This is a genomic window from Variovorax sp. W2I14 (assembly GCF_050435205.1).
Lineage (GTDB): Bacteria > Pseudomonadota > Gammaproteobacteria > Burkholderiales > Burkholderiaceae_C > Variovorax > Variovorax paradoxus_C.
Genome location: NZ_JBNDJX010000001.1, coordinates 6,988,477 through 7,012,045, shown reverse-complemented (window position 1 = coordinate 7,012,045; position 23,569 = coordinate 6,988,477). Strand labels below are relative to the sequence as shown.

The window sequence follows — 23,569 nt, the reverse complement described above, 5'->3', positions numbered from 1 at the left end:
GCCATGGCCCAGTTCTTCATCGACCGCCCCATCTTCGCGTGGGTGCTCTCCATCGTCGTCATGCTCGCCGGGCTGATGGCGATCCGCACGCTGCCTCTGGAGCAATACCCCGACATCGCACCACCGCGCGTGTCGATCAATGCCACCTACACCGGCGCCTCGGCCAAGACGGTCGAAGACTCCGTCACCCAGGTCATCGAGCAGCAGATGAAGGGGCTGGACAACCTGCTCTACATGCAGTCGACCAGCAACTCCTCGGGCGTGGCGCGCCTGTCGCTCACCTTCAACGCGGGCACCAACATCGACGTGGCCCAGATGCAGGTGCAGAACAAGCTGCAGCAGGCCATGTCGCGCCTGCCGCAGCAGGTGCAGAGCCGCGGCGTCACGGTCACCAAGGGCGGCAACGACTTCCTGCTGATCGTCTCGATGTACTCGGGCGACGGCAGCGCTTCCGCGGTGGACGTGGGCGACTACATCAGCAGCAACCTGGTCGACGTGATCAGCCGCATCGACGGCGTGGGCGAGGTGCAGACGCTGGGCACCGGCTACGCGATGCGCCTGTGGCTCGACCCCGACAAGCTGCGCAAGTACGCGCTGATGCCTTCGGATGTGGGCAGCGCCATCACCGCGCAGAACGCGCAGGTGTCGGCCGGCCAGCTCGGCGCCCTGCCGGCCGGCGCGCAGCAGCAGCTCAACGCCACGATCACCGCGCGCAGCAAGCTGCAGACGGTTTCGCAGTTCGAGAACGTGGTGCTGCGCGCCACGCCCGATGGCGCCGTGGTGCGCCTGCGCGACGTGGCGCGCGTGGAGCTTGGTGCCGAGAACCTCACGGTGCGCTCGCAGCTCGGTGGCCGTCCCGGCGCGGGCCTGGGCGTGGTGCTGGCCGACGGCGCCAACGCGGTGCAGGTGGCCGAGGCGGTGAAGGCCAAGGTGGCCGAGTTGCAGCCGCTCTTTCCGAACCAGTTGCAGACCTTCGTGAGCTACGACACCACGCCCTTCGTGAGCGCGTCCATCGACGAGGTGGTGAAGGCGCTGGCCGAGGCCATGCTGCTGGTCGTGCTTGTGATGTACGTCTTTCTGCAGAACTTCCGCGCGACGCTGATTCCGGCGATTGCGGTGCCGGTGGTGCTGCTGGGCACCTTCGGCGTGCTCTCCATGGCCGGCTACTCGATCAACACGCTCACCATGTTCGGCATGGTGCTGGCGATCGGCCTTCTGGTGGACGACGCCATCGTGGTGGTCGAGAACGTCGAACGCGTGATGCATGAAGAGGGCCTCTCACCCAAGGAGGCCGCGCGCAAGTCGATGGCCGAGATCACGCCCGCGCTCGTGGGCATCGCGCTGGTGCTGTCGGCGGTGTTCATCCCGATGGCCTTCTTCGGCGGCTCGACCGGCGTGATCTACCGGCAGTTCTCGATCACCATCGTCTCGGCGATGGCGCTGTCGGTGTTCGTGGCGCTCACGCTGACGCCGGCGCTGTGCGCGACGCTCTTGAAGCCCGTCGCCAAGGGCCAGCACGCCGTGCCGCGCAAGGGCGTGCTGGGCGCGGTCGACCGTTTCTTCGCGGGCTTCAACCGCAACTTCGACAAGGGCGCCGACCGCTATCAGGGCGTGGTCGGCGGCATCGTGCGGCGCGGCAAGCGCAGCCTCGTGGTGTACCTCTTGATCGCGGCCGCGATGGCGGTGCTGTTCATGCGCCTGCCCACCTCCTTCCTGCCCGACGAGGACCAGGCCTTTTTGCAGGTGCAGGTGACGCTGCCGCCGGGCGCCTCGGACGCGCGGCTGCAGCCGGTGGTCACGCAGATGCAGGACTACTTCACCAAGCAGCCCGAGGTGGTGAGCGTGAACGTCATCACCGGGCAGAACGGCGACCAGAGTTCGGCGCGCGCTTTCGTGAAACTCAAGGACTGGGCCGAGCGCGAAGGCGACGGGCAATCGGCCGCGGCGCTCGCGCGCCGCGCCAACAAGGATCTCTCGACCATCCGCGATGCGCGCGTGTTCGTGCTGCTGCCGCCGGCAGTGCGCGGGCTGGGTGCCAACGCGGGCTTCAACTTCCACCTGAAGGACATCAATGGCCTGGGCCACGACGCGCTGGTGAAGGCGCGCGACCAGGCCATCGACCTGCTCTCCAAGCGCTCCGACGTGGTCGTGAACGTGCGCAGCAACAACCTGGACGACACGCCGCAGTTCGCGGTGGACATCGACGATGCGCGCGCCGGCGCGGCGAGCCTCGCCACGGCCGACATCGACAGCACGCTCTCCAGCGCGATGGGCGGCACCTACATCAACGACTTTCTCGACAACGGCCGCGTGAAGCGCGTGTACATGCAGGGCGACACCGCCTTTCGCATGCTGCCTGCCGACATCGACCGCTGGAGCGTGCGCAACAGCCTCGGGCAGATGGTGCCGTTCCCGGCGTTCTCGAGCACGCGCTGGACCTACGGCTCGCCGCAGCTGCAGCGCTACAACGGCAGCCCGAGCTACGAGTTCGTGGGCGATGCCGCACCGGGCGTGAGCTCGGGCGACGCCATGGCGGCGGTGGACGAAGTGATGAAGCAGATGCCGCCCGGCATCGGCTACGAATGGACCGGCGCGTCGTTCCAGGAGCGGCTCTCGGGCGCGCAGGCGCCTGTGCTCTATGCGATCTCGATCCTGTTCGTGTTCCTGTGCCTCGCCGCGCTGTACGAGAGCTGGTCGGTGCCGTTCTCGGTGATCCTGGTGGTGCCGCTGGGCATCGTGGGTGCCTTGCTGTTCACCAGCTTCCGGGGCTTGAGCAACGACGTGTATTTCCAGGTAGGACTGCTGACGACCGTCGGCTTGTCGTCGAAGAACGCGATCCTGATCGTGGAGTTCGCCAAGCAGTTGCAGGAGCAGGGCAAGGGCGTGATCGAGGCGACGCTGGAAGCGGTGCGCCTGCGGCTGCGGCCCATCCTCATGACCTCGCTGGCCTTCGGCTTCGGCGTGCTGCCGCTGGCCATCGGCACCGGCGCGGGCGCGGGTGGCCGCCAGTCGATCGGCACCGCGGTGCTGGGCGGCATGGTGGTGGGCACCGCGCTCGGCATCTTCTTCGTGCCGCTGTTCTTCGCGTTGATTCGCGGGTGGCCGGAAGGAAGGCGCAAGCCGGCGAAGGCCGAGGCTGCGGACGCATTGCCTGCGCCCACCGCGGAACAGGGAGGCCACTGATGCGGCGCACATCCCTCCTCCGCTTTCCGCTGCGTACGCTGGCCTGCGCGACCATGGCTTCGGCCGTGCTCTCGGGCTGCATCAACCTCGCGCCCGCGTATGAAACCCCGGCCTCGCCGGTGCCGCAGGCCTTGCCTTCGGGCGGCCTCGCCACGGCCACGCCGCTCGACGTGAGCTGGCGCGATTTCTTCGTCGACACGCAACTGCAAGGCGTGATCGAACTCGCGCTCGCCAACAACCGCGACTTGCGCGTGGCGGCGCTCAACATCGAGCGCGCACGCGCCCAGTACGGCATTGCGCGCGCGGGCCTGTTCCCAGGCATCGACGCCGGTGCAGGCGGCAGCCGCTCGCGCACGCCGGGCAGCCTGTCGACCAGCGGCGAGGCGCGCATCTCTTCGCAATACAGCGCCGACCTCGGCATGACGGCTTACGAACTCGACCTGTTCGGCCGCGTGCGCAACCTGAGCGAATCGGCGCTGCAGAGCTACTTCCAGACCGAGGAAACCCGGCGCAGCACGCAGATCAGCCTGGTGGCGTCCGTCGCCACGGCCTGGCTGCAACTGGCCGCGGACGAGCAGCGCCTGGCGCTCGCGCGCGGCACGCTCGAGAGCCAACGCAAGTCCTACGACCTGATCCAGCGCAGCCATGCATTGGGGTCGCAGTCGGGCCTGGCGCTCGCGCAGTCGCAAAGCACAGTGGATGCAGCGCGGGCGGATGCGGCCGCGTTCGACAGCCTGGTGGAGCAGGACCGCAACGCGCTCACCTTGCTGGTCGGCACCACGCCGCCGGCCGAATTGCTGCCGACCAACGCGACGGCCGAAGCTGCCCAACTGCTCGTGCCGCCGGCCGGCCTCTCGTCGAGCGTGCTGCAGCAGCGCCCCGACGTGCGCGCCGCCGAGCATGCGCTGCGCGCAAGCAACGCCGACATCGGCGCAGCGCGCGCGGCCTTCTTTCCGCGCATCGCGCTCACGGCTTCGGCGGGCACGGCAAGCAGCACGCTCTCGGGCCTGTTCACGAGCGGCAGCAAGGCGTGGAGCTTCGCGCCTTCGGTGAGCGTGCCGATCTTCGACGGCGGCGCGAACCGCTCGAACCTGAAGGTGGCCGAGGCGCAGCAGAAGATCCAGCTCGCGACCTACGAGAAGACCGTGCAGACGGCCTTCCGCGAAGTGGCCGATGCGCTGGCCGAGCGCCGCACGCTGGCCGAACGGCTCGATGCGCAGCGCTCGCTGCTGGGTGCGACCTCGCGCAGCTTCGAGCTGTCGCAGTCGCTCTTCAGGAGCGGCGCGACGAGCTTCCTCGACGTGCTGGATGCGCAGCGCGCGCACTACGCGGCGCAGCAGACACTGATCGGCCTGCAGCTCACCGAGCAGACCAACCGGCTCACGATCTACAGGACGCTGGGCGGCGGCTGGAGCGAGGGCGCCGACGGGAACGGCTGACTAGGCCGCTGCCTGCGGCGCCGGCCGCAGCAGCCAGCGCACTTCCTGTGTCTGCTCGCTGTCGGGGTAGCGCGACTCCATCGTGGTGAGGATGGGTTGCGCCATGTCGGCGCGGCCCAGGCCCTGCACCAGCGCGCGCGCCGCGAGTTCATAGGCCTGCGGGATCGCCTCGTTGCCCCGGAAGCGCCGGTCGAAGCCCGACAGCAGCGCCAGCGTGGCGTGCGCATCGCCGTTGCGCCATTCGGCCCGCGCCATCGCGATCACCATCACCGCGTCGTCGAGCGAGAACGCCTTGTCCTTCTCGCGGCAGGCCTTGAAGACCTTGAGCGCTTCGGACGACAGGTCGCGCCGCATCAAGAGCGGAATGAAGCGCCTGGCCTGGTCGAGCAACGTGCTCTGCTTGTCCGGCATCATCGACAGCACCCGGTAATAGCGGCGCTGCGCGGCCAGGTCGTCGATGGGGGCGGTGCGCTGCGCCTCGTAGGCGGTGCCCAGCGCGGCGGGCAGGTCGCCTTCGGTGATGAACTGCGCCACCTCGGCGTCGATGCGCTGCGCGGCGATCTGCGCGGGCGAGCGGCGGTCCACCGGCATGCCCTCGCCCACACCGCCGCCGGGCACCACGTCGATGCCGAAGGCGTCGTGGTGCTGGTACATCACGTAGCCGAGCAGGCTCGCCATGACCCAGCCGAAGTAGATGAACGCGAAGTTGACGATCGGCAGGATGATCCGCCCGTCGAACATCGGCACCACCATCGAAATGGCGATCTGCGCGCCCGTGCTCAGCATGAACAGGAACAGGCACAGCAGCGCATAGGGCCAGCCGACGGTGCGGATCGCATCCCACACATGCCCCGGGTTCATCGCCTGGAAGAAGCTGCCCGACTGCACCAGCACCAGCACCGCGGCCGGGAAGCTGAACGACATGACGAACAGCGCGACCGTGCCCAGCACCGGCTCGTACCACGCGAGCCAGGCGATCAGCACGCCCTGCACCAGCGAGATGGCGAAGAGCTTCCACGGGAGATACGTCCACTCGTCGCTCGACTCGCGCCCGAACTCGGACGACTGCCAGATGCCGCGTGCGCCCAGCGCGGTGATCTTGAAGCCGTAGCGGCTGGCGGCCAGCATGATGCCGATCTCGATGACGATGAACGCCAGCGCATCGGGCAGGAAGAAGATCGCCTCGAACAACAGGCTGCAGAACGACAGCACGATGCCGTAGGCCAGAGGCCGCAACTGGAGCGGAAAGGCGAAGAAGCTGTTGAGGCGGTGCCAGAACGGCGGCGGGGGTGGCAGTGAATCCTGGACGATCATGGCCGACCCTTTTTTATTTACGGAAGAACTCGCTCTGGCTCATGGCGCCGCGCCCACCGACGCGCACCACCGTGGCCTCCTCGGCATGCACCAGGCGCACCTGGCCCAACTCGCGCTCCAGGCGCTGGGTGAAGCTGGTCTTGAACTGCAGGAGCGACTCGCCCATCTTGAGCACGCTGGTGCCCTGCACGGAGGCGCTCTTGCGGTCGGGCGCGAGCTCGACCTTGTCGATCTGGTAGTCGTACTCGATGGCAAGGATGCTGCCGACCTGGTCGCTGATTCCGCGCAGCTTCTCGAAGGTCCGGTGCTGGGCCTCGCAGGCTTCGTCGCGGTTGTGCGTGGTCTCCACCGTCTTGCCCATCATCGTGGTCTTGCTCTCGATGACGGCCTTGCGGCTGAGCTGCTTGCAGAGCTTGTCGGCGTCGTTGGCGGAAATCGCGCGCGCTTCCTTGTGGTAATAGTCGCGCACCATCGGCTCGTCGAGCTTGCGGCCGCCGATAAAGAAGTACCACGCGCCCACGCAGAGCACGATGACGATCGCAATTTGCTTCATTCCACCTCCCGCGCATTGGCGGCCCGCTCCGATTTTGCGGGGCAGTATACGTTAACGAATGTTTCCAAAACCGGGGTTGACCGGGGTTCTGGCGGTCTGTTGTTTGAATCCGGCGACCCGGTGCGGCCGTACCTTGTCCATGCCCACCGATGCCCGACAATCCGCCGATGACAGCACCCAGCCCCGACGCCGAACTGATGGCGCTGATCGATCGGATCGGCCATCGCGACGAAGCCGCCCTGCGCCAGCTCTACGACCGCACCGCACCCAAGCTCATGGGCTTGGCGATGCGCGTGGTCCGGCAACGCGAATGGGCCGAGGATGTGCTGCAGGAGGCGTTTCTGACGGTCTGGCGCGTGGCCGGCGACTACCGCGCCTCGCTGAGTCCACCGCTCGCCTGGCTGGGCCTCATCGTGCGAAGCCGTGCGCTCGACCTCCTGCGCCGCCGCACCGCCGACCGCGCCCAGCTCACGCAGGAGTTCGACGAGCTGATGGCCGACACGCTCGAATCCGATGCGCCCAACCCCGCCGACACGGCCGATGCGAGCGAACAGGCCTGGGCCCTGCACCAGTGCCTGAGTCAGCTCGAGAGCAAGCAGCGCGAAGTGGTCAGCCTCGCCTATCTGCGCGAAATGAGCCACGGCGAACTGGCCGAGCAGCTCAAGCTGCCGCTGGGCACGGTCAAGACCTGGATCCGGCGCGGCCTCGAGAAACTGCGCACCTGCATGGGACGCTTCGCGTGACATTCGTATGAAACTCACCGCCCACCCCGAACTGCTCGAACTGCTGGCCGCGAGCCACGCGCTCGGCACCTTGCGCGGCGGCGCGCGGCGCCGCTTCGAAGCCCTGGCGCGCGAACAGGCCCCGGTGCGCGCCGCGGCGCTGGTCTGGCAGAGCCGGCTCGCGAGCATGACCGAGCTGCAGAGCCCGATCGTTCCCGACGCCGCCGTCTGGACCCGCATCCGCAACATCATCGACGCCGAGAAGGCGCAGCACGCCATCGAGCGGCAGCGCGACGACGCCAATGCCCGGGCCGCCGCCAAGCCCCAGCCACAAGGCGGGTGGCTGCGCAGCCTCGCGCTCTGGCGCGGCGCCACGGCGGCCGGCGCGCTTGCGACCGTGCTGGCCGTGGTGGTCGGGCTGAACCTGCGCGACCAGCTGGTCAATGCGCCGGCGGTGCAATACGTGGCCGTGCTGTCCGACGACCAGGCCGCCGCTTCGATGCTGGTGACCTTCGATCCGAAGAAGAAGCAGCTGGTGCTGCAGCGCGTGGGCAGCTACAGCGAAGGTACCGACAAGTCGCTGCAGCTCTGGGCCCTGCCGCCCGGCGGCGCGCCGCGCTCGCTGGGCGTGCTCGACAACGCGCCGGCCCTGCGGCTGGCTGCGTCAGAATCCGATGTGCACCAGGTGCCGACCCTGGCCGTTACCCTGGAAGCCAAGGGCGGCGTGCCGCCGGGCAGCGGTCCGAAGGGCCCCATCGTGTTCAAGGGCGCCCTGATCGAAAAAACAATCTGATTTGCTTTCTTCCGTCTTTCCGATGCCTTCGATGAAATCCGCGCTGGCCGCGGCCGCGCTGCTGATGGCGGCGCTCGCCTCCCACGCCCAGACCGCCTCGGCCGCCTTCCCCTACGAAGCCGACGGCGCCACCGCCGCCGACGCCACCTCCGACTACCTGGCCGCCAAGGCACGCTGGCACAACGAGCTCGCCGCCTTCGCGCGCGCCGACCAGGAGCGCCTGCCGCCCCCGGGCGGCGTGGTGTTCGTGGGCAGTTCCACCGTCCGCATGTGGACCCGCCTTGCGCAGGACTTTGCTCGCGTGCCCGGCGGTGTCGTCAACCGCGGCTTCGGCGGCTCCACGCTGGCCGACTGCAGCCTGTTCGCCCGCGAGCTGGTCGTGCGCTACAAGCCCCGGCAGGTGGTGGTGTACGCCGGCGACAACGACCTGGCCGAGGGCCGCACGCCGCTGCAGGTGCTCGACAGCTTCGCGCGCTTTGCCAACACGGTGCGCGCCGAGCTGCCCGACGCGCGCATCAGCTTCATCTCGGTCAAGCCCAGCCCGTCGCGCGAACAGCTGATGCCGCAGATCCGCGAGACCAATCACGTGATCTCGGCCTACCTCAACCTGCTGCCCAACAGCGAGTTCATCGACATCTACACGCCGATGCTCGGCGCCGATGGCCGACCGCGGATGGAGCTATTTCGCGGGGACAGGCTGCACATGACGGATGAAGGCTACCGGCTGTGGCATTCGGTGATCGCGTCGCACCTGCCGGGCGCGAACCCGCCACCTGCGCCCGCCAGCCTGCCCTGAACCTGTCTCAGGCCTTCGCCGGCGCGGTCGGCATGTCGTCCGCCGGCGGCGGCACATCGGCCGCGCGCGTGAACCGCGCCACGAAATACATCCCCGCGAACACCGCCAGCAGCAAGAGGCCGTCGCCCCACCACGGCCGCGCGGTCTGGCTGTCGCCGTAGAAGGCCAGCACCAGCAGCACCGCCACGAGGTGCGCGCAGAACACGGGCAGCGATGCCGAACCCATCGCTTCCAGCCAATGCAGCCGCGGAATGCGGCGCATCAGCCAGGGCCCGAAGCGCACCGCCAGGATGCCCAGCGCCACGAGGTTCACGAGGCGCAGCGGGCCGAGCTGCCACTTGTCGAACAGTAGGTTCAGTTCGACATCGCCACCGAACGGCGCCTGGCCATTGATGCCGGTGTGGCGCCAGTAGATGCCATAGAGCGCGATACCCGCCGCCAGCACCAGCAGCCACCACGGGAAACGCAGCGGGCGCGCCTCGGGCCCGTTGCGGGTGGCGCCGATGCACAGGCCCGCGAACCAGAGGAACTGCCAGGCGTAGGTGTTGAAGGCGCCCATCTCGTGGAACGGCACCGGAATGTGCAGGTAGTGCACAGCGAGGCCGTAGATCCACTCGCTGATGCCGAACTGCGCCGCCGCCCAGACGCCGACGCTGGCCACCATCACCAGCGCCCAGCCGTGGCGCATGGCGAAGGCCAGCACCCAGGGGCTCATGAGCATGAAGAAGATGTACATCGGCAGGATGTCGAGCAGCGCCGGTTCGTAGATGAGCAGCAGCCCGAAGAAGAAGCCGTCGCGCGGCTCCGCCAGGTAGTACGACACCAGGTTCTTCACCGCCGGCTGGTCGATGTGCAGCCCGAGCGCGGCGATCACGGTAAAGAGGAACAAGAGGATCGCCGCCTGGCACAGGTAGACCTTGACCACGCGCCGCCAGAACGCGACGCGCATCGACTCGACCCCGCGCATGTAGCCGATGCGGCTGTAGACCAGCCCCGCCACGAAGGCCGACAGCAAGACAAAGCCTTCGGCGGCCGAGACGAAGCCAAAGGGCTGTCCCAGCGGGTCGGTCAGGCGGGTGGGCAGGTGGGTGACGGTCATCAGCACGAGCATCAGCCCGCGCAAGGCGTCTATTTCCCAGTAGCGTTTCATCGGTCGGCGGCGAGGTCCTGGTGGCGGTCTGCGCGGCGCACGCACGACGGGGTGGATTGTAAGAAGGCTGGCGTCAGCCTCGCCTGACGGGGGTCGTGGACACGAACGACATATGACCGTTGGCACTGACGTTTTGAAGCACAAATCGGCTACGCTGCGCGCTGCCCCAAGGAGGAGATTCCGTGACCCGTTTCGTTCCCTCATTGCTCCTGGCCGCGAGCACGCTGCTTGCCGCCCCGAGCTTTGCACTCCAGATCACCAGCCTGACCCCGCAGGGCGAGGTCGCGCGCGTGCGCCAGATCGTCGCCAAGTTCGACCAGGCCGCCGTCAATTTCGGCGACCCCAAGGCGCCCGCCCCGCTCTCGGTGAGCTGCTCCGATGCGCAGGCCGGCAAGGGCACCGGCCGCTGGACCGACGCCAAGGCCTGGGTCTACGACTTCGAGAACGACCTGCCGCCCGGCGTGCGCTGCACCGTCACCCGCATCCCCACCTTCAAGCCCAGCGCGGGCGGCGAGCTCACCGGTCCGGAGCGCTACCAATTCAATAGCGGCGGCCCGTTCGTGCGCAGCTACATGCCGGGCACCTACTCCCCCATCGACGAGCAGCAGATGTTCGTGCTCGAGCTCAACGGCGCGGCCACCCTGGAGAGCGTGCGCCAGAACGTTTGGTGCTCGGCCGACGGCGTGGGCGAGCGTATTCCGGTCAAGCTGCTCGACGGCGAGCAGCGCACCGGCGTGCTCAAGGCCTTCAGCCGCGACAAGGCGGCCGAGAAAGATCCGCTGCGCTTCATCACGATGCAGTGCAACCGCACGCTGACGCCGGGCACCAAGGTGCAGGTCGTCTATGGCAAGGGCGTCGCCACGCCCTCGGGCGTTGCCAACAACGTCGAGCGCCGGCTCGACTACCGGGTGCGCGAGCCCTTCGCCGTGTCCTTCACCTGCGAGCGCGAGAACGCGCAGTCGGCGTGCCTGCCGCTGCGCCCGATGCAGTTGCAGTTCAACGCGCCGGTCACGCGCAAGTTGGCTTCGCAGATCGAGCTCAAGGGCGACGGCAAGACGATCAAGGCCAAGCTGGACAACGACGGCGGCACGCAGAGCGACGACGACGTGGTCAACAACGTGAGCTTCGGCCCGCCGTTGGCCGAGAGCACGCAGTACAGCATCGAGCTGCCCTCCAAGTTCGAAGACGCGTCGGGCCGCCCGCTGGCCACGCCCGGCACCTTTCCGCTGAAAGTGGCGACCGGCGCGATGCCGCCGCTGGCCAAGTTCGCCGCCTCGCCTTTCGGCGTGATCGAGCGGCTCGCCGAGCCCGACACCCCGGCCATGATGCCGGTGACCGTGCGCCGCGTGGAGCCGCAACTGCTGGTGAACGCGCTCACGCCCGGCAAGGTGAGCGACATGAACCCGAAGACCGACGCGGAAATCATCGCGTGGTTCCGCAAGGTGCGCCGCTACGACAGCTACACCGTCTCGCGCGAGCAGGCGCGCAAGGACGTCAAGGGCGCGCTGCCCCCCGTGATCGACAAGGACGACCGCACCAGCCTGCAGACCCGCATGCTGTCGCTGCTGGCCGGCCAGCCGGGCGTGAAGGCGCTCGACATGCCCAAGTCCGACGCGGGTGATCCGCGCCCGTTCGAAGTCATCGGCATTCCGCTGACGCCAGGCTTCCACGTGCTGGAGATCGCCTCGCAAAAACTCGGCGAAGCCCTGCTCGACGAGCGCTATCCCGCCGGCCGCACGATGTACGTGCGCACCACCGCGCTGGCCACCAACCTGGCGGTGCACTTCAAGCTGGGCCGCGAGAACTCGATGGCCTGGGTCACGACGCTGGACAAGGGCAAGGTCGTCGCGGGCGCCGAAGTGCGTGTTTCCAGCTGCGACGGCAAGGCCGTGGCCACCGGCACCACCGATGCCAACGGCATCGTCACGCTGCAGGGCGTGTCGCCGCAGGCACCGAGCTGCAACGGCCCGAACGAATACGACAGCGGCGCCTGGTTCGTGAGCGCCCGCGCCAAGGACGAGAAGGGCGTGGAAGACCTCGCCTTCACCTTCAGCGACTGGCAGCGCGGCATCGAGCCCTGGCGCTTCAACGTGCCCACCAACCTGCAGCCCGAGCCCGACCGCATCGCCCACACCATCTTCGACCGCACGCTCTTGCGCGCCGGCGAAACGGTGTCGATGAAGAGCCTGATCCGCACGCAGACCAGCAAGGGCTTCGGCCTGCCGGAAAACCGGCCCGACACGCTCGTCATCACGCACACGGGCAGCGGCCAGCGCTTCACCCAGCCGCTCACCTGGCGCAAGACCGCCACCGGCGGCCTGAGCGCGGAGAACAGCTTTGCCATTCCACCCGCCGCCAAGCTCGGCGTGTACGAGGTGATGCTGCGCAGCGGCGGCGGCAAGGACGCCAACGGCGACAGTGAAGAAGGCGAAGGCGACGAAGGCGGCGGCAGCCGCAGCTTCAGCACCGGCATGTTCCGCGTCGAGGAGTTCCGCCTGCCCGTGCTCGAAGGCCGCATCTCGCCCACCGAGAAAAAACCGCTGGTGGCCGCGACGAGCGTGCCCACCGACGTGCAGATCAACTACGTGGCCGGCGGCGGCGCCGCCAACCTGCCGGTGCGGGTGTCGGCGATGGTGCGCGGCAAGAGCCTGAGCTTCTCCGACTACGACGCCTTCAGCTTCACCCCGCCGCGCGCCGACCAGGGCGACGGCACGCAGGCGGCCGCCGCGGCCGACACCGCGGGCGCCGACGAAGACATCAACAGCGCCAGCGACACCCGCGTGATCGCCGACAAGCTGCCGCTCACGCTGAACAAGGACGGCGCCGGCACGGTCACGATCGACAAGGTGCCGAAGGTGAAGTCCGCGCGCGAGCTGCTGCTCGAAGCCACCTACGCCGACCCGAATGGCGAAGTGCAGACCATCCGCAGCACGCAGACGCTGTGGCCCGCTTCGGTCATCGCCGGCATCAAGACCGAAGGCTGGGTCTCCACCAGCCAGAAGCTCAAGTTCCAGGCGCTCGCGCTCGACCTCACGGGCAAGCCCCAGGCCGGCGTGACGCTCAACGTGCGCGCCGTGGCGCGCATCACCACCACCAGCCGCAAGCGCATGGTGGGCGGCTTCTACACCTACGACAACAAGACGGAGACCAAGGACATCGGCACCGTCTGCAGCGGCAAGAGCGATGCGCGCGGGCTGCTGCTGTGCGAATCGGAGCTGAAGGAAGCCGGCGAAGTCGAACTCATCGCCAGCGCCACCGACGGCGACGGCCGCGACGCCAAGGCCGTGAGCTCCGTCTACGTGACCAAGCAGGGCGAACTCTGGTTCGGCGGCGAGGACAACGACCGCATCGACGTGCTGCCCGAGAAGAAGAGCTACCAGCCCGGCGAGGTCGCCAAGTTCCAGGTGCGCAGCCCCTTCCGCTTCGCGACCGCGCTGGTCTCGGTGGAGCGCGAAGGCATCATCGAAACGCACGTCGTGCAGCTCGACGGCAAGGACCCGACGGTCACGCTGCAGGTCAAGCCCGAATGGGGGCCGAACGCCTACATCAGCGTGCTCGCGCTGCGCGGCCGTTTGCGCGAAGTGCCTTGGTACAGCTTCTTCACCTGGGGCTTCAAGGCCCCGCGCGAGTGGTGGACCGCCTTCTGGTACGAGGGCAAGGAATACGTCGCGCCGACCGCGATGGTCGACCTGAGCAAGCCCGCCTATCGCCTGGGCATGGCCGAGATCCGTGTCGGCACACGCGCCCACCAGCTGGACGTGACCGTCACCAGCGACAAGCCCAGCTACCCGATCCGCAGCAAGGCACAAGTGACCATCACCGCCAAGCTGCCCGACGGCAAGCCGGCCGCCGGCGCCGAAGTGGCGCTGGCCGCGGTCGACCAGGCCCTGCTGGAGCTGATGCCCAACGACAGCTGGAACCTGCTGAATGCGATGCTGCAGCGCCGCAGCTGGGGCGTGAGCACCTCCACCGCGCAGATGGAAATCGTCGGCCGGCGCCACTACGGGCGCAAGGCCGTGCCCGCGGGCGGCGGCGGCGGCAAGGGCCAGACGCGCGAACTGCTCGACACCCTGCTCGTGTGGAACCCGAAGGTGGTGCTCGACGCCAACGGCCAGGCCGTGGTGACGGTGCCGCTGAACGATGCGCTCACCACCTTCAAGATCGTGGCCGTGGCCGATTCGGGCACCAGCCTCTTCGGCACCGGGCAAGCGAGCATCCAGGCCACGCAGGACCTGCAGATCATCAGCGGCCTGCCGCCGCTGGTGCGCGAGGACGATCAGTTCCGCGCCCAGATCACGCTGCGCAACACCACGCAGAAACTGATGAAGGTCGAGGCCACGCCGCGTGCCACGCTGCTCACGCTGGAGACGCAGACCGTGGACATCCCGGCCGGCGAAGCGCGTGAAGTCGCATGGACCGTGACCGCGCCTGCGCAGCTCGCGCAGACACGCGCCGAAGCCATCCTGTGGGAGATCGAGGCCAAGGACACCGTCGGTGGCGCACGCGATGCGCTCAAGGTGCGCCAGCGCATCGTGCCCTCGGTGCCGCTCACGGTGCAGCAGGCCACGCTGGTGCAGATCGACGGCCCGTTCACGCTCGACGTGGCGCCGCCGGCAGACGCCCTCCCCGGCCGCGGGGGCCTGAAGCTGTCTCTGCAGCCCAAGCTCGCCGAGGGCCTCCCGGGCGTGCGCGACTGGTTCGCGAACTACCCCTTCATCTGCCTCGAACAGAAGACCAGCAAGTCGGTGGGCCTGCGCGACGCGAAGATGTGGCAGGGCGTGCTCGCGACGCTGCCGACGTACCTGGACGGCGACGGCCTCGCCAACTACTTCCCGCCGCGCGACGGGGAAGCCAACCGCGGCAGCGACATCCTCACTTCGTACCTGCTCGCAGCGACGAACGAGGCCGCGCAGCTGAACCCCGCCTTCGCGCTCGCCGACGACGTGCGCGCGCCGATGGAATCGGGCCTGATCGCCTTCGTCGAAGGGCGCATCACGCGCGAGTTCTGGAGCCCGCGCAAGGACCTGGACGTGCGCAAGCTCGCCGCGCTCGAAGCGCTCTCGCGCTACGGCAAGGCCAAGGGAAGCATGCTGGGCAGCATCACCATCGCGCCGAACCAGTGGCCCACCAGCGCGGTGATCGACTGGCTCAATATCCTCAAGCGCGTGAACGACGTGCCGCAGCGCCAGCAGCGCCTGGACGAAGCCAACAACGTGCTGAAGGCGCGCCTCTCGTACCAGGGCACCAAGCTCATCTTCAGCACCGAGCAGGACGACTACTGGTGGTGGCTCATGACCAACGGCGACGTGAACACCGCGCGCCTGTTGCTCAGTGTGATGGACGACCCGAGCTGGAAGGACGACATCGGCAAGCTGGCCAACGGCTTCATCGGCCGCCAGCAGAACGGCGCCTGGCACACCACCACCGCCAACCTGTGGGGCGGGCTCGCGCTGGAGAAATTCAGCAAGGTGTTCGAGAGCACGCCGGTGGCCGGCGTCACGGCCGCCACGCTCGGCGCGGTGAAGGCCCAGGTCAACTGGAGCCAGGTCGAACGCGTGAAGACCAGCGACGCGGCCGGTGCGCCCAACCAGACCACCTTCTTCGGCGCGCCCGCATCGCCGGGCAACCTGAAGAACAACACGATGTTCCTGCCGTGGGCCGCATCGCCATCGGGCGCGCCGGTGCGCGACACGCTGCTGGTGACGCAGCAAGGCACCGGCAAGCCGTGGCTCACGCTGCAGTCGATTGCCGCGGTGCAGTTGAAGGCACCGTTCGCGGCCGGCTACGCGATCAAGAAGACGATCACCCCGGTCGAGCAGGCCACCGCGGGCAAGTACACCCGCGGCGACGTGCTGCGCGTCACGCTGGAAGTGAACGCGAGTGCCGACATGACCTGGGTGGTGATCAGCGACCCGATCCCGGGCGGCGCGACCATCCTGGGCGGCGGCCTCGGCCGTGACTCGCAGATCGCCACGCAGGGCGAGAAGAAGTCCGGCGCCGGCTGGGCCGCCTTCGAGGAGCGCAGCTTCGAGGCCTTCCGCAGCTACTACGAGTACCTGCCCAAGGGCGTGGTGAGGATGGAATACACGGTGCGCCTGAACAACGTCGGCGATTTCGCGCTGCCGCCCAGCCGCGTCGAGGCGATGTACGCGCCCGAGATGTTCGGCGAGGCGCCGAATGCGCGCGTGAAGGTGGAAGCGGCGAAGTAACGAAGAACCAACGGTGAAGGCCGGCCGTCATGCCGCCTTCACCCGTTCTCGCCACCATCGCAGCGAACCCCACCAACAACCTGGAGAACCCATGGGCCTGGCCATTTCCGTCGGCATCCTCGCCGACCTGATCGAAAACGACCCCGAGAGCGCCGAGCATTTCGATGAAGACTTCGCGGTCGTGAACCGCAAGCTCGCCGAGGCGGGCCTGCCGCCGCACGTGGAGCCCCGCGTGCTGCCGCCGCTCGATTCGCGCGCGCCGATCGATGGCCTGCCCTACTCGTTCATTCACTACCTGCGCCGCGCCTACGCGCACCGCGTGACGACGCCCGGATGGATGGCGACGCCGCTGCCCGAAGACACCGACCCCACGGAAGACGAGACGCTCGAAGACGTGGCGAGCACCTTCGAGAGCCATCTGCTCTGCCATTCCGACGCGGAAGGTTTCTATGTGCCGGTCGACTTCGAGGAAGTGATCTTTGCCGAGGAAGACGAGGCCGACCTGCCCGGCGGCATGCTCGGCTCGTCGTACCGCTTGCTCGAGGAATTGGTGCTGGTCGCGCCTGCGCTGGGCATCGCGCTCACGGACGGCCAGTTGTCGGACGAGGAAGCTGAACGGATCAGCGACGGCATGGGCGAGGACGAAGGCCTCTACCGGGAAATCGAGTCGTGGCTGCTGCTGTATGAGTCGGCGCGGTTGAGCATTGCGCACAAGACGGCGATTGTTTTCACCTGATTGGAATTGCCATGACGAGCCGCAGACGGCACACCGAATCTCCCGCATGAGCATGTCGCCCGCATTGATCCGGCAGCTTGTCGAGGCCGAGGTCTCCCACATCCGCGATGCACGTGTCCAAGCTCACATCCAAAGCCTTCTCGTAGAGCCGGTGGCAATCATGCGCGAGTGGGACTACGGCACTCCGGGTGAAGCGTATCCGTGCTGGGCCGTGCTGAACCATGCGACATCGAACACCGGAATCGCTTACTGCGAATCCGGCTTCGGCCCAGAGGCTCCATGGGGTCTGGTCGCACTTTCGGGTGAGCAGATGAGCATTGGCATGGACTCTGGCTGGTTCTCCTCGCTGACGGAAGCCTATTTCGAATCCCATGCCTCCACGGATCTGCCTATCTGGCGGGCCTTCAGGCAAGAAGGCGAAGAGGCGTACCCTGGCACCGCCCTGACGCCAGAATCAGACTGGACCTCTACCTGGGAGGAGGTCTATCGATTGCGTGCAGCCGACCCGGCCGCCCGCTACCACTGCGCCCACAGCGTGACCCATCGATGACCCAGCCTTCCGTGCCCCGCCATCTGGCCACCGTCACCCTCCTCGTTCACGACTACGACGAAGCCATCCGCTTCTTCACCGAAGCGCTGCGCTTCGACCTCCTCGAAGACACGCCCCGCGGCCCGGGCAAGCGCTGGATGGTGGTCGCGCCTTCGCGCAACGCCAGTGCCACGCTGTTGCTCGCCAAGGCCGCAAGCGACGAACAGCAGGCGGCGGTCGGCAAGCAGGCCGGCGGCCGCGTCTTCCTGTTCCTGCACACGCGGGATTTCGCCGCCGACCACGCGCACATGAAGGCGCACGGGGTCCGCTTTCTGGAAGAACCGAGGCACGAACTGCACGGCACAGTCGCGGTCTTCCTGGACCTCTGTGGCAACAAGTGGGATCTTCTCCAACCGGCATGACCCTTCTCTTGCCCCTTCTTTTCATGGTCGTCCTGATTGGCGCCATCCTCTTCGGCTGCTATCTTTTGCGCGCCATCCTGCCGCGAGAGCATTCACTGCAGCCGCGGCTCACCGACGAGGCCATATCGAACTACGTCGGCCATGCCGCGAAAAATGCAAAAGGCATCCTGGCATGCCTTCTCGTTCTGTATTTCACGGTCGCTCTGCTCATCTATTCGTAGCTTGAGGCAAGGGCGGACCGTGGGCGCCGGCAAGCCAACCATGAACCGCGTCGAAACCCGCATCTGCGCACCGCTTTGGCAATCGTCCGCGGGACGTCGACCGTTCGTGCCTCCCGACAGCACGCCTCGAAACACGCAGAGGTAGCGCGCGACACCAGCCCAAGCCTACACTCCCGCCTCCGCCATCCCCCTGCGTCTTTCATAGGAGAACCCATGAACACCCTGGAAATCGCCAACAAGCTCGTGGCGCTCTGCAAGGAAGGAAAGTTCGACGAGGCCCGGGTGCTCTACGCACCCGAAGCCGTGAGCGTGGAGGCCGGCGGACCGCCCGGCCAGTCGCGCGAGGCGGTCGGCCTTGCGGCCATCCAGGCCAAGGGCGAATGGTGGACCGCCAACCACGAGGTCCATTCCTGGCAGGTCGCGGGCCCGTGGCCGCATGACGACCGCTTCATCGTCGGCTTCAAGTTCGACGTGACCATGAAGCCCACCAAGCAACGCTTCACGATGGAAGAAATGGCGCTCTACACCGTCAAGGACGGCAAGATCGTGCGCGAGGAATTCTTCTATTCGATGGGCCAGTGAGCGAGGATGCGCAGCGGAGTGTCGCAATGAACCTCGAATGGCGACACACGCTCGAAGTGCTGGACTGGAACGAGCTCTCCCGCCTCTACGAGATCGCCCCGCTCGGCCACAAGAAGCCGGCCGACCTGCAGGTCGTGTTTTCCAAAAGCCTGTTCAAGTGCCTCGTCTATGAAGATGGCCGGCTGGTCGGCGCCGGCCGCGCAGTGGCCGACGGCCTCGACTGCTCCTACATCTGCGACGTGGCCGTACATCCGGACTGCCAGGGCATCGGCCTCGGCAAAGCGATCGTCGCGAAGCTCGTCGAGTTCTCGCGCGGGCACCGCAAGATCATCCTGTATGCGGTGGCGGGCAAGGAGCCCTTCTACAAGAAGCTGGGCTTCAAGCGCATGCGCACCGCGATGGCGATCTTCGGCAACGAGCAGCAGGCGCGCGAGCGTGGGTTGATCGACGACAGCTGACGGCGCCTGACAGTTACGGCCGTTACGCGGGTGACGAAGCGACAGGCTGCTTGCGTTGTGAATGGCGAGCGTGCGCCGGATGATCCGGCACGTTCCATTCCGCACAGCACGCAAACCATGCCTCTTGTTCCAGCCCCGTTCACGACCCGCACGCCCCGCGCCGCACGCCGCAGGACTTTTCTCGCCCAGAGCGGCTGCGGCGTGCTCGCCGCGCTCGGCGCCACCCGGTTTGCCGACGCGGCCACGCCCCTCGCACATGTCGAAGAGCGCCCTGACCTCGCCACTCACTTCAAGGAAGCGGGCGTGCGCGGAACCTGGGTGGTGCTCGACAGCGCCACCGCGAAGCTCACCGTGGTCGACCGCCGGCGCGCCGACAAGCGCTACAGCCCCGCATCGACCTTCAAGATCCCCAACAGCCTGATCGCGCTGGAGACCGGCGCGGTGAAGGACATCGACGAAATCCTCCCCTACGGCGGGGGCACCTACAAGCGCAAGGAGTGGGAGCGCGACATGAACCTGCGCGACGCGATCCGCGTCTCGCACCTGCCGATCTATCGCGAGGTGGCGCGCCGCATCGGCCTCGCGCGCATGAACGAGTGGATCGCGAAGCTGCACTACGGCAACGAGACGCTGGGCACCGAGGTCGACCAGTTCTGGGTCAACAACAAGCTGCAGATTTCGGCCGCCGAACAGGTACGCTTCTTGATGCGGCTCGCGCAGCGCAGCCTGCCGATGTCGACGCGCACGCAGGACATGGTCCACGAGATCACGCTGCTGGAGAAGGCACCGACGCACGCCCTGCACGGCAAGACTGGCTGGTACGAAACGCCGGGCTTCTCGCTCGGCTGGTGGGTCGGCTGGGTCGCACAGGCGAACGGCAGCGTGCAGAGCTTTGCGCTGAACATCGACATGCACGGCGAAGCCGACGTGGCCAAGCGCATTCCCCTGGGCCGCAAGCTGCTCGCGCGGATGAACCTGCTCGCGGCCTAGCGAGGGGATGACTTTTAGTCATTTCTCGCATGAGTTAATTGTGATTGAAGCGCAGCGTGCAGACCGCTATCTTTGGCGCCTAAATCATTAAGAGACAAGGCTTTTTCCGGCGTCGTGCACGTGGGAACAAGTCGAGCGAGATCATGAAAATCCTGGCCGAGGGTCTGCAATTTCCTGAAGGCCCGGTGGCACTGGGCGATGGCTCGGTGGTGCTGGTCGAGATGCGCGCCGGGCGCATCGTGCGGGTCGCGCCTGACGGGCAAATCCACACGCTGAGCGACTGCGGCGGTGGCCCGAACGGTGCCGCGATCGGACCGGACGGCGCGCTCTATGTCTGCGACAACGGTGGCAGCGCCTATGTGCCGGGCCGTTTCACCTCCACCGGGCCGGCGCCCGGCTACGAGGGCGGCAGCATCCGGCGCGTCGACCTTGCCGGCGGCAGCATCACGCCGCTCTACACCCACTGCGGCGAACACCGGCTTTCATCGCCCAACGACCTCGTGTTCGACGCGCACGGCGGCTTCTACTTCACCGACTTCGGCAAGAAGCATGCGCGTGCGCGCGACAGCGGCGGCGTGTACTACGCGCTGCCCGACGGCTCGCGCATCGTCGAGGTGGCCTATGGCCTGTTGTCGCCCAACGGCATCGGCCTGTCGCCGGACAACCGGGTCCTGTACGTGGCCGAAACCGAGACCGCGCGCCTGTGGGCCTTCGACATCGCCGCACCCGGCATCGTCGACAAGCACCCGTTTCCCTCGCCGCACGGCGGGCGCCTGGTCTGCGGGCTGCCGGGCTTCCAGCGCTTCGACAGCCTGGCGGTGCAAGCGAGCGGGCATGTGTGCGTCGCCACGCTGGTCACGGGCGCGATCTCGGTCATCGCACCCACCGGCGAGCTGGTGCGCCAGCAGGCATTTCCCGACATCTACGTCACCAACATCTGCTTCGGCGGACCGGACCTGCGCACCGCGTACCTGACGCTGTCGGCCACCGGCCAACTGGTGTCGCTGCCTTGGCCCGAACCCGGCCTGAGGCTGCACTTCAATGCCTAGCCGCCCGCGCCTTCGCCTCCCGTTCCATCGCACGTCAACACCGCCATCAGCGCGCCATCACCCGGAGAACACCATGAACCGTCGAGAACTCATCACTGCGCTGGCCGGGGCCTGCGGCACCGGCCTCCTGGGCGCGGTGCCGTCGCATGCCGCCAGCCCCTACCCCAACCGGCAGGTGCGGGTGGTGGTGCCCTTCACGGCCGGCGGCGGAACCGACGTGGTCGCGCGGGCGATCGCGGTGAGCATGTCCGAATCGCTCGGTCAGACCTTCTACGTCGACAACAAGCCCGGCGCCAGCACGGTGATCGGCTCGGAGTACGTGGCCAAGTCCGCGCCCGACGGCTACACGCTGCTGGTGGCGAGCGTGCCGCACGCCACCAACCCGTCGATGATGAAGAACCTGCCGTTCGACACCGTCAAGGCCTTCGCGCCGGTGAGCCTGGCGGTGCAGTCGCCCTTCATCATGGTCGCGTCGTCCACTTCGTCGATCCATTCGATGGACGAGGCGCTCGCCCAGGGCAGGGCGCGGCGCCTGTCGTTCGCATCCACGGGCAGCGGCACGGCCGACCACCTGTCGATGGAGCTGCTCGCGCTGCAGTCGGGCGTCTCGATGACGCACGTGCCCTACAAGGGCACCGGCCCTGCCCTGGCCGACGTGATGGGCGGCCACGTCGACCTCATGTTCGCCAACGTGGTGGCGGCCGGGCCGCTCGTGAAGTCCGGCAAGCTGCGCGCCCTCGCGGCGTCGACGGCCAAGCGCTCGGCGTCGCTGCCCGAGGTGCGAACGGTCGGCGAGATCAGCGGCAAGCCCTTCGACGTGAGCGCCTGGACCGGCGTGCTCGCGCCCGCAGGCACCGACCCCGCGGTGGTCGAGCGCCTGAGCGCCGAGGTGCGCGAGGCGCTGCAGACGAACATCACGCGCGAGGCCCTGGTGACCAACGGCGCCGAGCCGGTGGGCAGCACGCCCGCGCAGTTCCAGGCCTTCATCGCGCGCGAGATGCAGACCTGGAGCGCCATCATCGCCAAGGCCGGCATCACGCCGAGCTGAAGAGGCCTCCTCCGCAAACGACCGCCGGGAAGTCCCCATGCCATTCGCCATCATCGCGCTCGACAAGCCGCACGCAGAGGCGCTGCGTGCAGCGCTCAAGCCCGCCCACCTCGACTACCTGACCGCGCGCCAGCACATGATGCTGGCCGGCGGCGCGCTGCTCGATGCCGACGGCCAGCCGATCGGCGGCCTGATCGTCGTGGACACCGACGACCTGCAGACCGCGCAGGCATTCGCGCGCGAAGACCCCTTCAACAGCGGTCAGCTGTTCGCCTCTGTCGAGGTCATGCCCTGGCGCCAGGCGTTCTTCGACAGGAAACGGACCCGGTGATCCGGCTCGCGTTCGCGTCCGCAAGCGCGAACCTGAGCGCCATTGCAGGACACGTTGCGGGCAAAATGCCCCGCAGGTACCTCATGAATACAAGATTTGTCGAAGCCTTCCTCTGGGCCGCACGCCTCGGCAGCTTTCGCGCGGCGAGCGACCGGCTCCACATCACGCAGGCGGCGGTGTCCAACCGCGTGGCCTCGCTGGAAGAAGACATCGGCGCGCGCCTCTTCGAGCGCGACGCGCGCGAGCTGCGGCTCACGCCCGTGGGCGTGCGGCTCATGGACTACGGCGAGCGGCTGCTGGAGCTGCGCCGCGAGATCGTCTCGCTCGGCCGCCCGCGCGGCGACATCCTCGGGCTCGTGCGTATCGGCGCCATCGAGACGGTGGTCCACACGTGGCTGCTGGGCTTTCTCACCAATCTGCGCTCTACCTACCCGGGCATCGAGGTGCAGCTGACCTCCGAAACCACGCTCGCGCTGCACCGGGGCCTGCGCGAAGGCGCACTTGATATCGCGCTGCAGACCGATCACATCGCCGGTGCGGGCATCGTGAGCACGCCGTGCCTGCCGATGCCGATGGGCTGGGTGGGTCCGGTCGGTGCCGAGGGCACGCAGACGGTCGAGCAGTTGCTCCGCCAGCCCGTGCTCACCATGAGCCCCGGTTCGCAGCCGCACGAGGCGCTCAAGAACCTCTTTCGCGCGGCGGGCATTCCGCTCGGCAAGGTGCATTGCGTGAGCTCGATCTCGGCGCTCGCGCGGCTCGTGAAGGCGGGCTTCGGCAATGCGCTGGTGCCGCTGCCGCCCTGCTACGAATACGTGGCCGCGGGCGACGTGCGGATCATCGAGTGCGACGCGCTCATCTCGCCGCAGCGCATCGTGGTGAGCCACCTGGAGGCGGCCGACTCCGACGCGATCCGGCTCGTGGCCGAGCTGGCCTGCCGGGCCTCCGACCAGTTCACGACCTCGGCAATCGCACCAACCTGGAGCGCAGCTTCAGAGGGTTAACCCTCAAATTGGCGCATTCCGGCCCCGAAAGGGGGCCAGTAAT

20 protein-coding genes are annotated in these 23,569 nt (G+C 67.7%); 17 read left to right on the top strand and 3 right to left on the bottom strand.

The annotated features are described in order from the left end of the window. Positions 1-3: 3 nt before the first annotated feature. A complete protein-coding gene (locus tag QF040_RS32570; protein WP_429614352.1) occupies positions 4-3,183 on the top strand; it encodes an efflux RND transporter permease subunit in 3,180 nt (1,059 codons plus the stop codon). Continuing rightward, positions 3,183-4,622 carry an efflux transporter outer membrane subunit gene (locus QF040_RS32565; protein ID WP_429614351.1) on the top strand — a complete coding sequence of 480 codons (1,440 nt, stop codon included), beginning with the start codon at positions 3,183-3,185 and terminating at the stop codon, positions 4,620-4,622. The genes QF040_RS32570 and QF040_RS32565 overlap by 1 nt, the downstream gene beginning before the upstream one ends. Here QF040_RS32565 and QF040_RS32560 read toward each other — a convergent pair whose 3' ends face one another. Next, entirely contained in the window at positions 4,623-5,936 is a 1,314-nt protein-coding gene (locus QF040_RS32560) for a hypothetical protein (protein ID WP_429614350.1), read from the bottom strand. It abuts the gene before it with no gap. A gap of 13 nt (positions 5,937-5,949) precedes the next feature. Next, positions 5,950-6,489, bottom strand: a complete 540-nt coding sequence (locus tag QF040_RS32555) for a hypothetical protein (protein ID WP_013539945.1) — start codon at positions 6,487-6,489, stop codon at positions 5,950-5,952. A gap of 167 nt (positions 6,490-6,656) precedes the next feature. Between QF040_RS32555 and QF040_RS32550 the strand changes: the two genes are divergently transcribed. The 3 genes from QF040_RS32550 to QF040_RS32540 are packed head-to-tail and all read left to right on the top strand — an operon-like array spanning position 6,657 to position 8,800. Then, positions 6,657-7,232 (top strand): RNA polymerase sigma factor, encoded by a 576-nt coding sequence (locus tag QF040_RS32550; RefSeq protein WP_234974970.1) that lies wholly within the window; start codon positions 6,657-6,659, stop codon positions 7,230-7,232. Positions 7,233-7,239: 7 nt separating this feature from the next. After that, on the top strand, positions 7,240-8,004 hold the full coding sequence (locus QF040_RS32545) for an anti-sigma factor (protein ID WP_429614349.1): 765 nt from the start codon (positions 7,240-7,242) through the stop codon (positions 8,002-8,004). 31 nt (positions 8,005-8,035) lie between these two features. After that, positions 8,036-8,800 (top strand): SGNH/GDSL hydrolase family protein, encoded by a 765-nt coding sequence (locus QF040_RS32540; protein WP_013539942.1) that lies wholly within the window; start codon positions 8,036-8,038, stop codon positions 8,798-8,800. Positions 8,801-8,807: 7 nt separating this feature from the next. Here the strand turns inward: QF040_RS32540 and opgC are convergent, their stop codons facing one another. Continuing rightward, entirely contained in the window at positions 8,808-9,950 is a 1,143-nt protein-coding gene (gene opgC, locus QF040_RS32535; protein ID WP_429614348.1) for an OpgC domain-containing protein, read from the bottom strand. A gap of 182 nt (positions 9,951-10,132) precedes the next feature. Between opgC and QF040_RS32530 the strand changes: the two genes are divergently transcribed. The 12 genes from QF040_RS32530 (at position 10,133) to QF040_RS32475 (ending at position 23,526) form a co-directional block, all read left to right on the top strand. Next, positions 10,133-16,159, top strand: coding sequence for an alpha-2-macroglobulin family protein (locus QF040_RS32530; protein WP_429614347.1), 6,027 nt, complete (start codon positions 10,133-10,135; stop codon positions 16,157-16,159). A gap of 91 nt (positions 16,160-16,250) precedes the next feature. Further along, positions 16,251-16,895 carry a hypothetical protein gene (locus QF040_RS32525; protein ID WP_429614346.1) on the top strand — a complete coding sequence of 215 codons (645 nt, stop codon included), beginning with the start codon at positions 16,251-16,253 and terminating at the stop codon, positions 16,893-16,895. Positions 16,896-16,941: 46 nt separating this feature from the next. Continuing rightward, the gene (locus QF040_RS32520; RefSeq protein WP_429614345.1) at positions 16,942-17,445 is read left to right on the top strand and encodes a hypothetical protein; all 504 of its coding nucleotides are present in this window, start codon (positions 16,942-16,944) and stop codon (positions 17,443-17,445) included. Then, positions 17,442-17,846 carry a VOC family protein gene (locus tag QF040_RS32515; RefSeq protein WP_429614344.1) on the top strand — a complete coding sequence of 135 codons (405 nt, stop codon included), beginning with the start codon at positions 17,442-17,444 and terminating at the stop codon, positions 17,844-17,846. Before QF040_RS32520 ends, QF040_RS32515 begins: the two co-directional genes overlap by 4 nt. Beyond that, a complete protein-coding gene (locus QF040_RS32510; protein WP_429614343.1) occupies positions 17,843-18,067 on the top strand; it encodes a hypothetical protein in 225 nt (74 codons plus the stop codon). The genes QF040_RS32515 and QF040_RS32510 overlap by 4 nt, the downstream gene beginning before the upstream one ends. Positions 18,068-18,280: 213 nt before the next feature. After that, positions 18,281-18,649, top strand: a complete 369-nt coding sequence (locus QF040_RS32505) for a nuclear transport factor 2 family protein (RefSeq protein WP_013539937.1) — start codon at positions 18,281-18,283, stop codon at positions 18,647-18,649. Between the two features lie 26 nt (positions 18,650-18,675). Next, entirely contained in the window at positions 18,676-19,107 is a 432-nt protein-coding gene (locus QF040_RS32500) for a GNAT family N-acetyltransferase (protein WP_429614342.1), read from the top strand. A 117-nt stretch (positions 19,108-19,224) separates the two neighbouring features. After that, positions 19,225-20,097 carry a class D beta-lactamase gene (gene blaOXA, locus QF040_RS32495; RefSeq protein ID WP_429614341.1) on the top strand — a complete coding sequence of 291 codons (873 nt, stop codon included), beginning with the start codon at positions 19,225-19,227 and terminating at the stop codon, positions 20,095-20,097. A gap of 143 nt (positions 20,098-20,240) precedes the next feature. After that, entirely contained in the window at positions 20,241-21,146 is a 906-nt protein-coding gene (locus tag QF040_RS32490) for an SMP-30/gluconolactonase/LRE family protein (protein ID WP_429614340.1), read from the top strand. A gap of 73 nt (positions 21,147-21,219) precedes the next feature. Next, entirely contained in the window at positions 21,220-22,194 is a 975-nt protein-coding gene (locus tag QF040_RS32485) for a Bug family tripartite tricarboxylate transporter substrate binding protein (protein ID WP_429614339.1), read from the top strand. Between the two features lie 37 nt (positions 22,195-22,231). Beyond that, on the top strand, positions 22,232-22,525 hold the full coding sequence (locus QF040_RS32480; protein ID WP_013539932.1) for a YciI family protein: 294 nt from the start codon (positions 22,232-22,234) through the stop codon (positions 22,523-22,525). Between the two features lie 83 nt (positions 22,526-22,608). Then, positions 22,609-23,526 carry a LysR family transcriptional regulator gene (locus QF040_RS32475; RefSeq protein WP_429614338.1) on the top strand — a complete coding sequence of 306 codons (918 nt, stop codon included), beginning with the start codon at positions 22,609-22,611 and terminating at the stop codon, positions 23,524-23,526. Positions 23,527-23,569 lie beyond the last annotated feature (43 nt).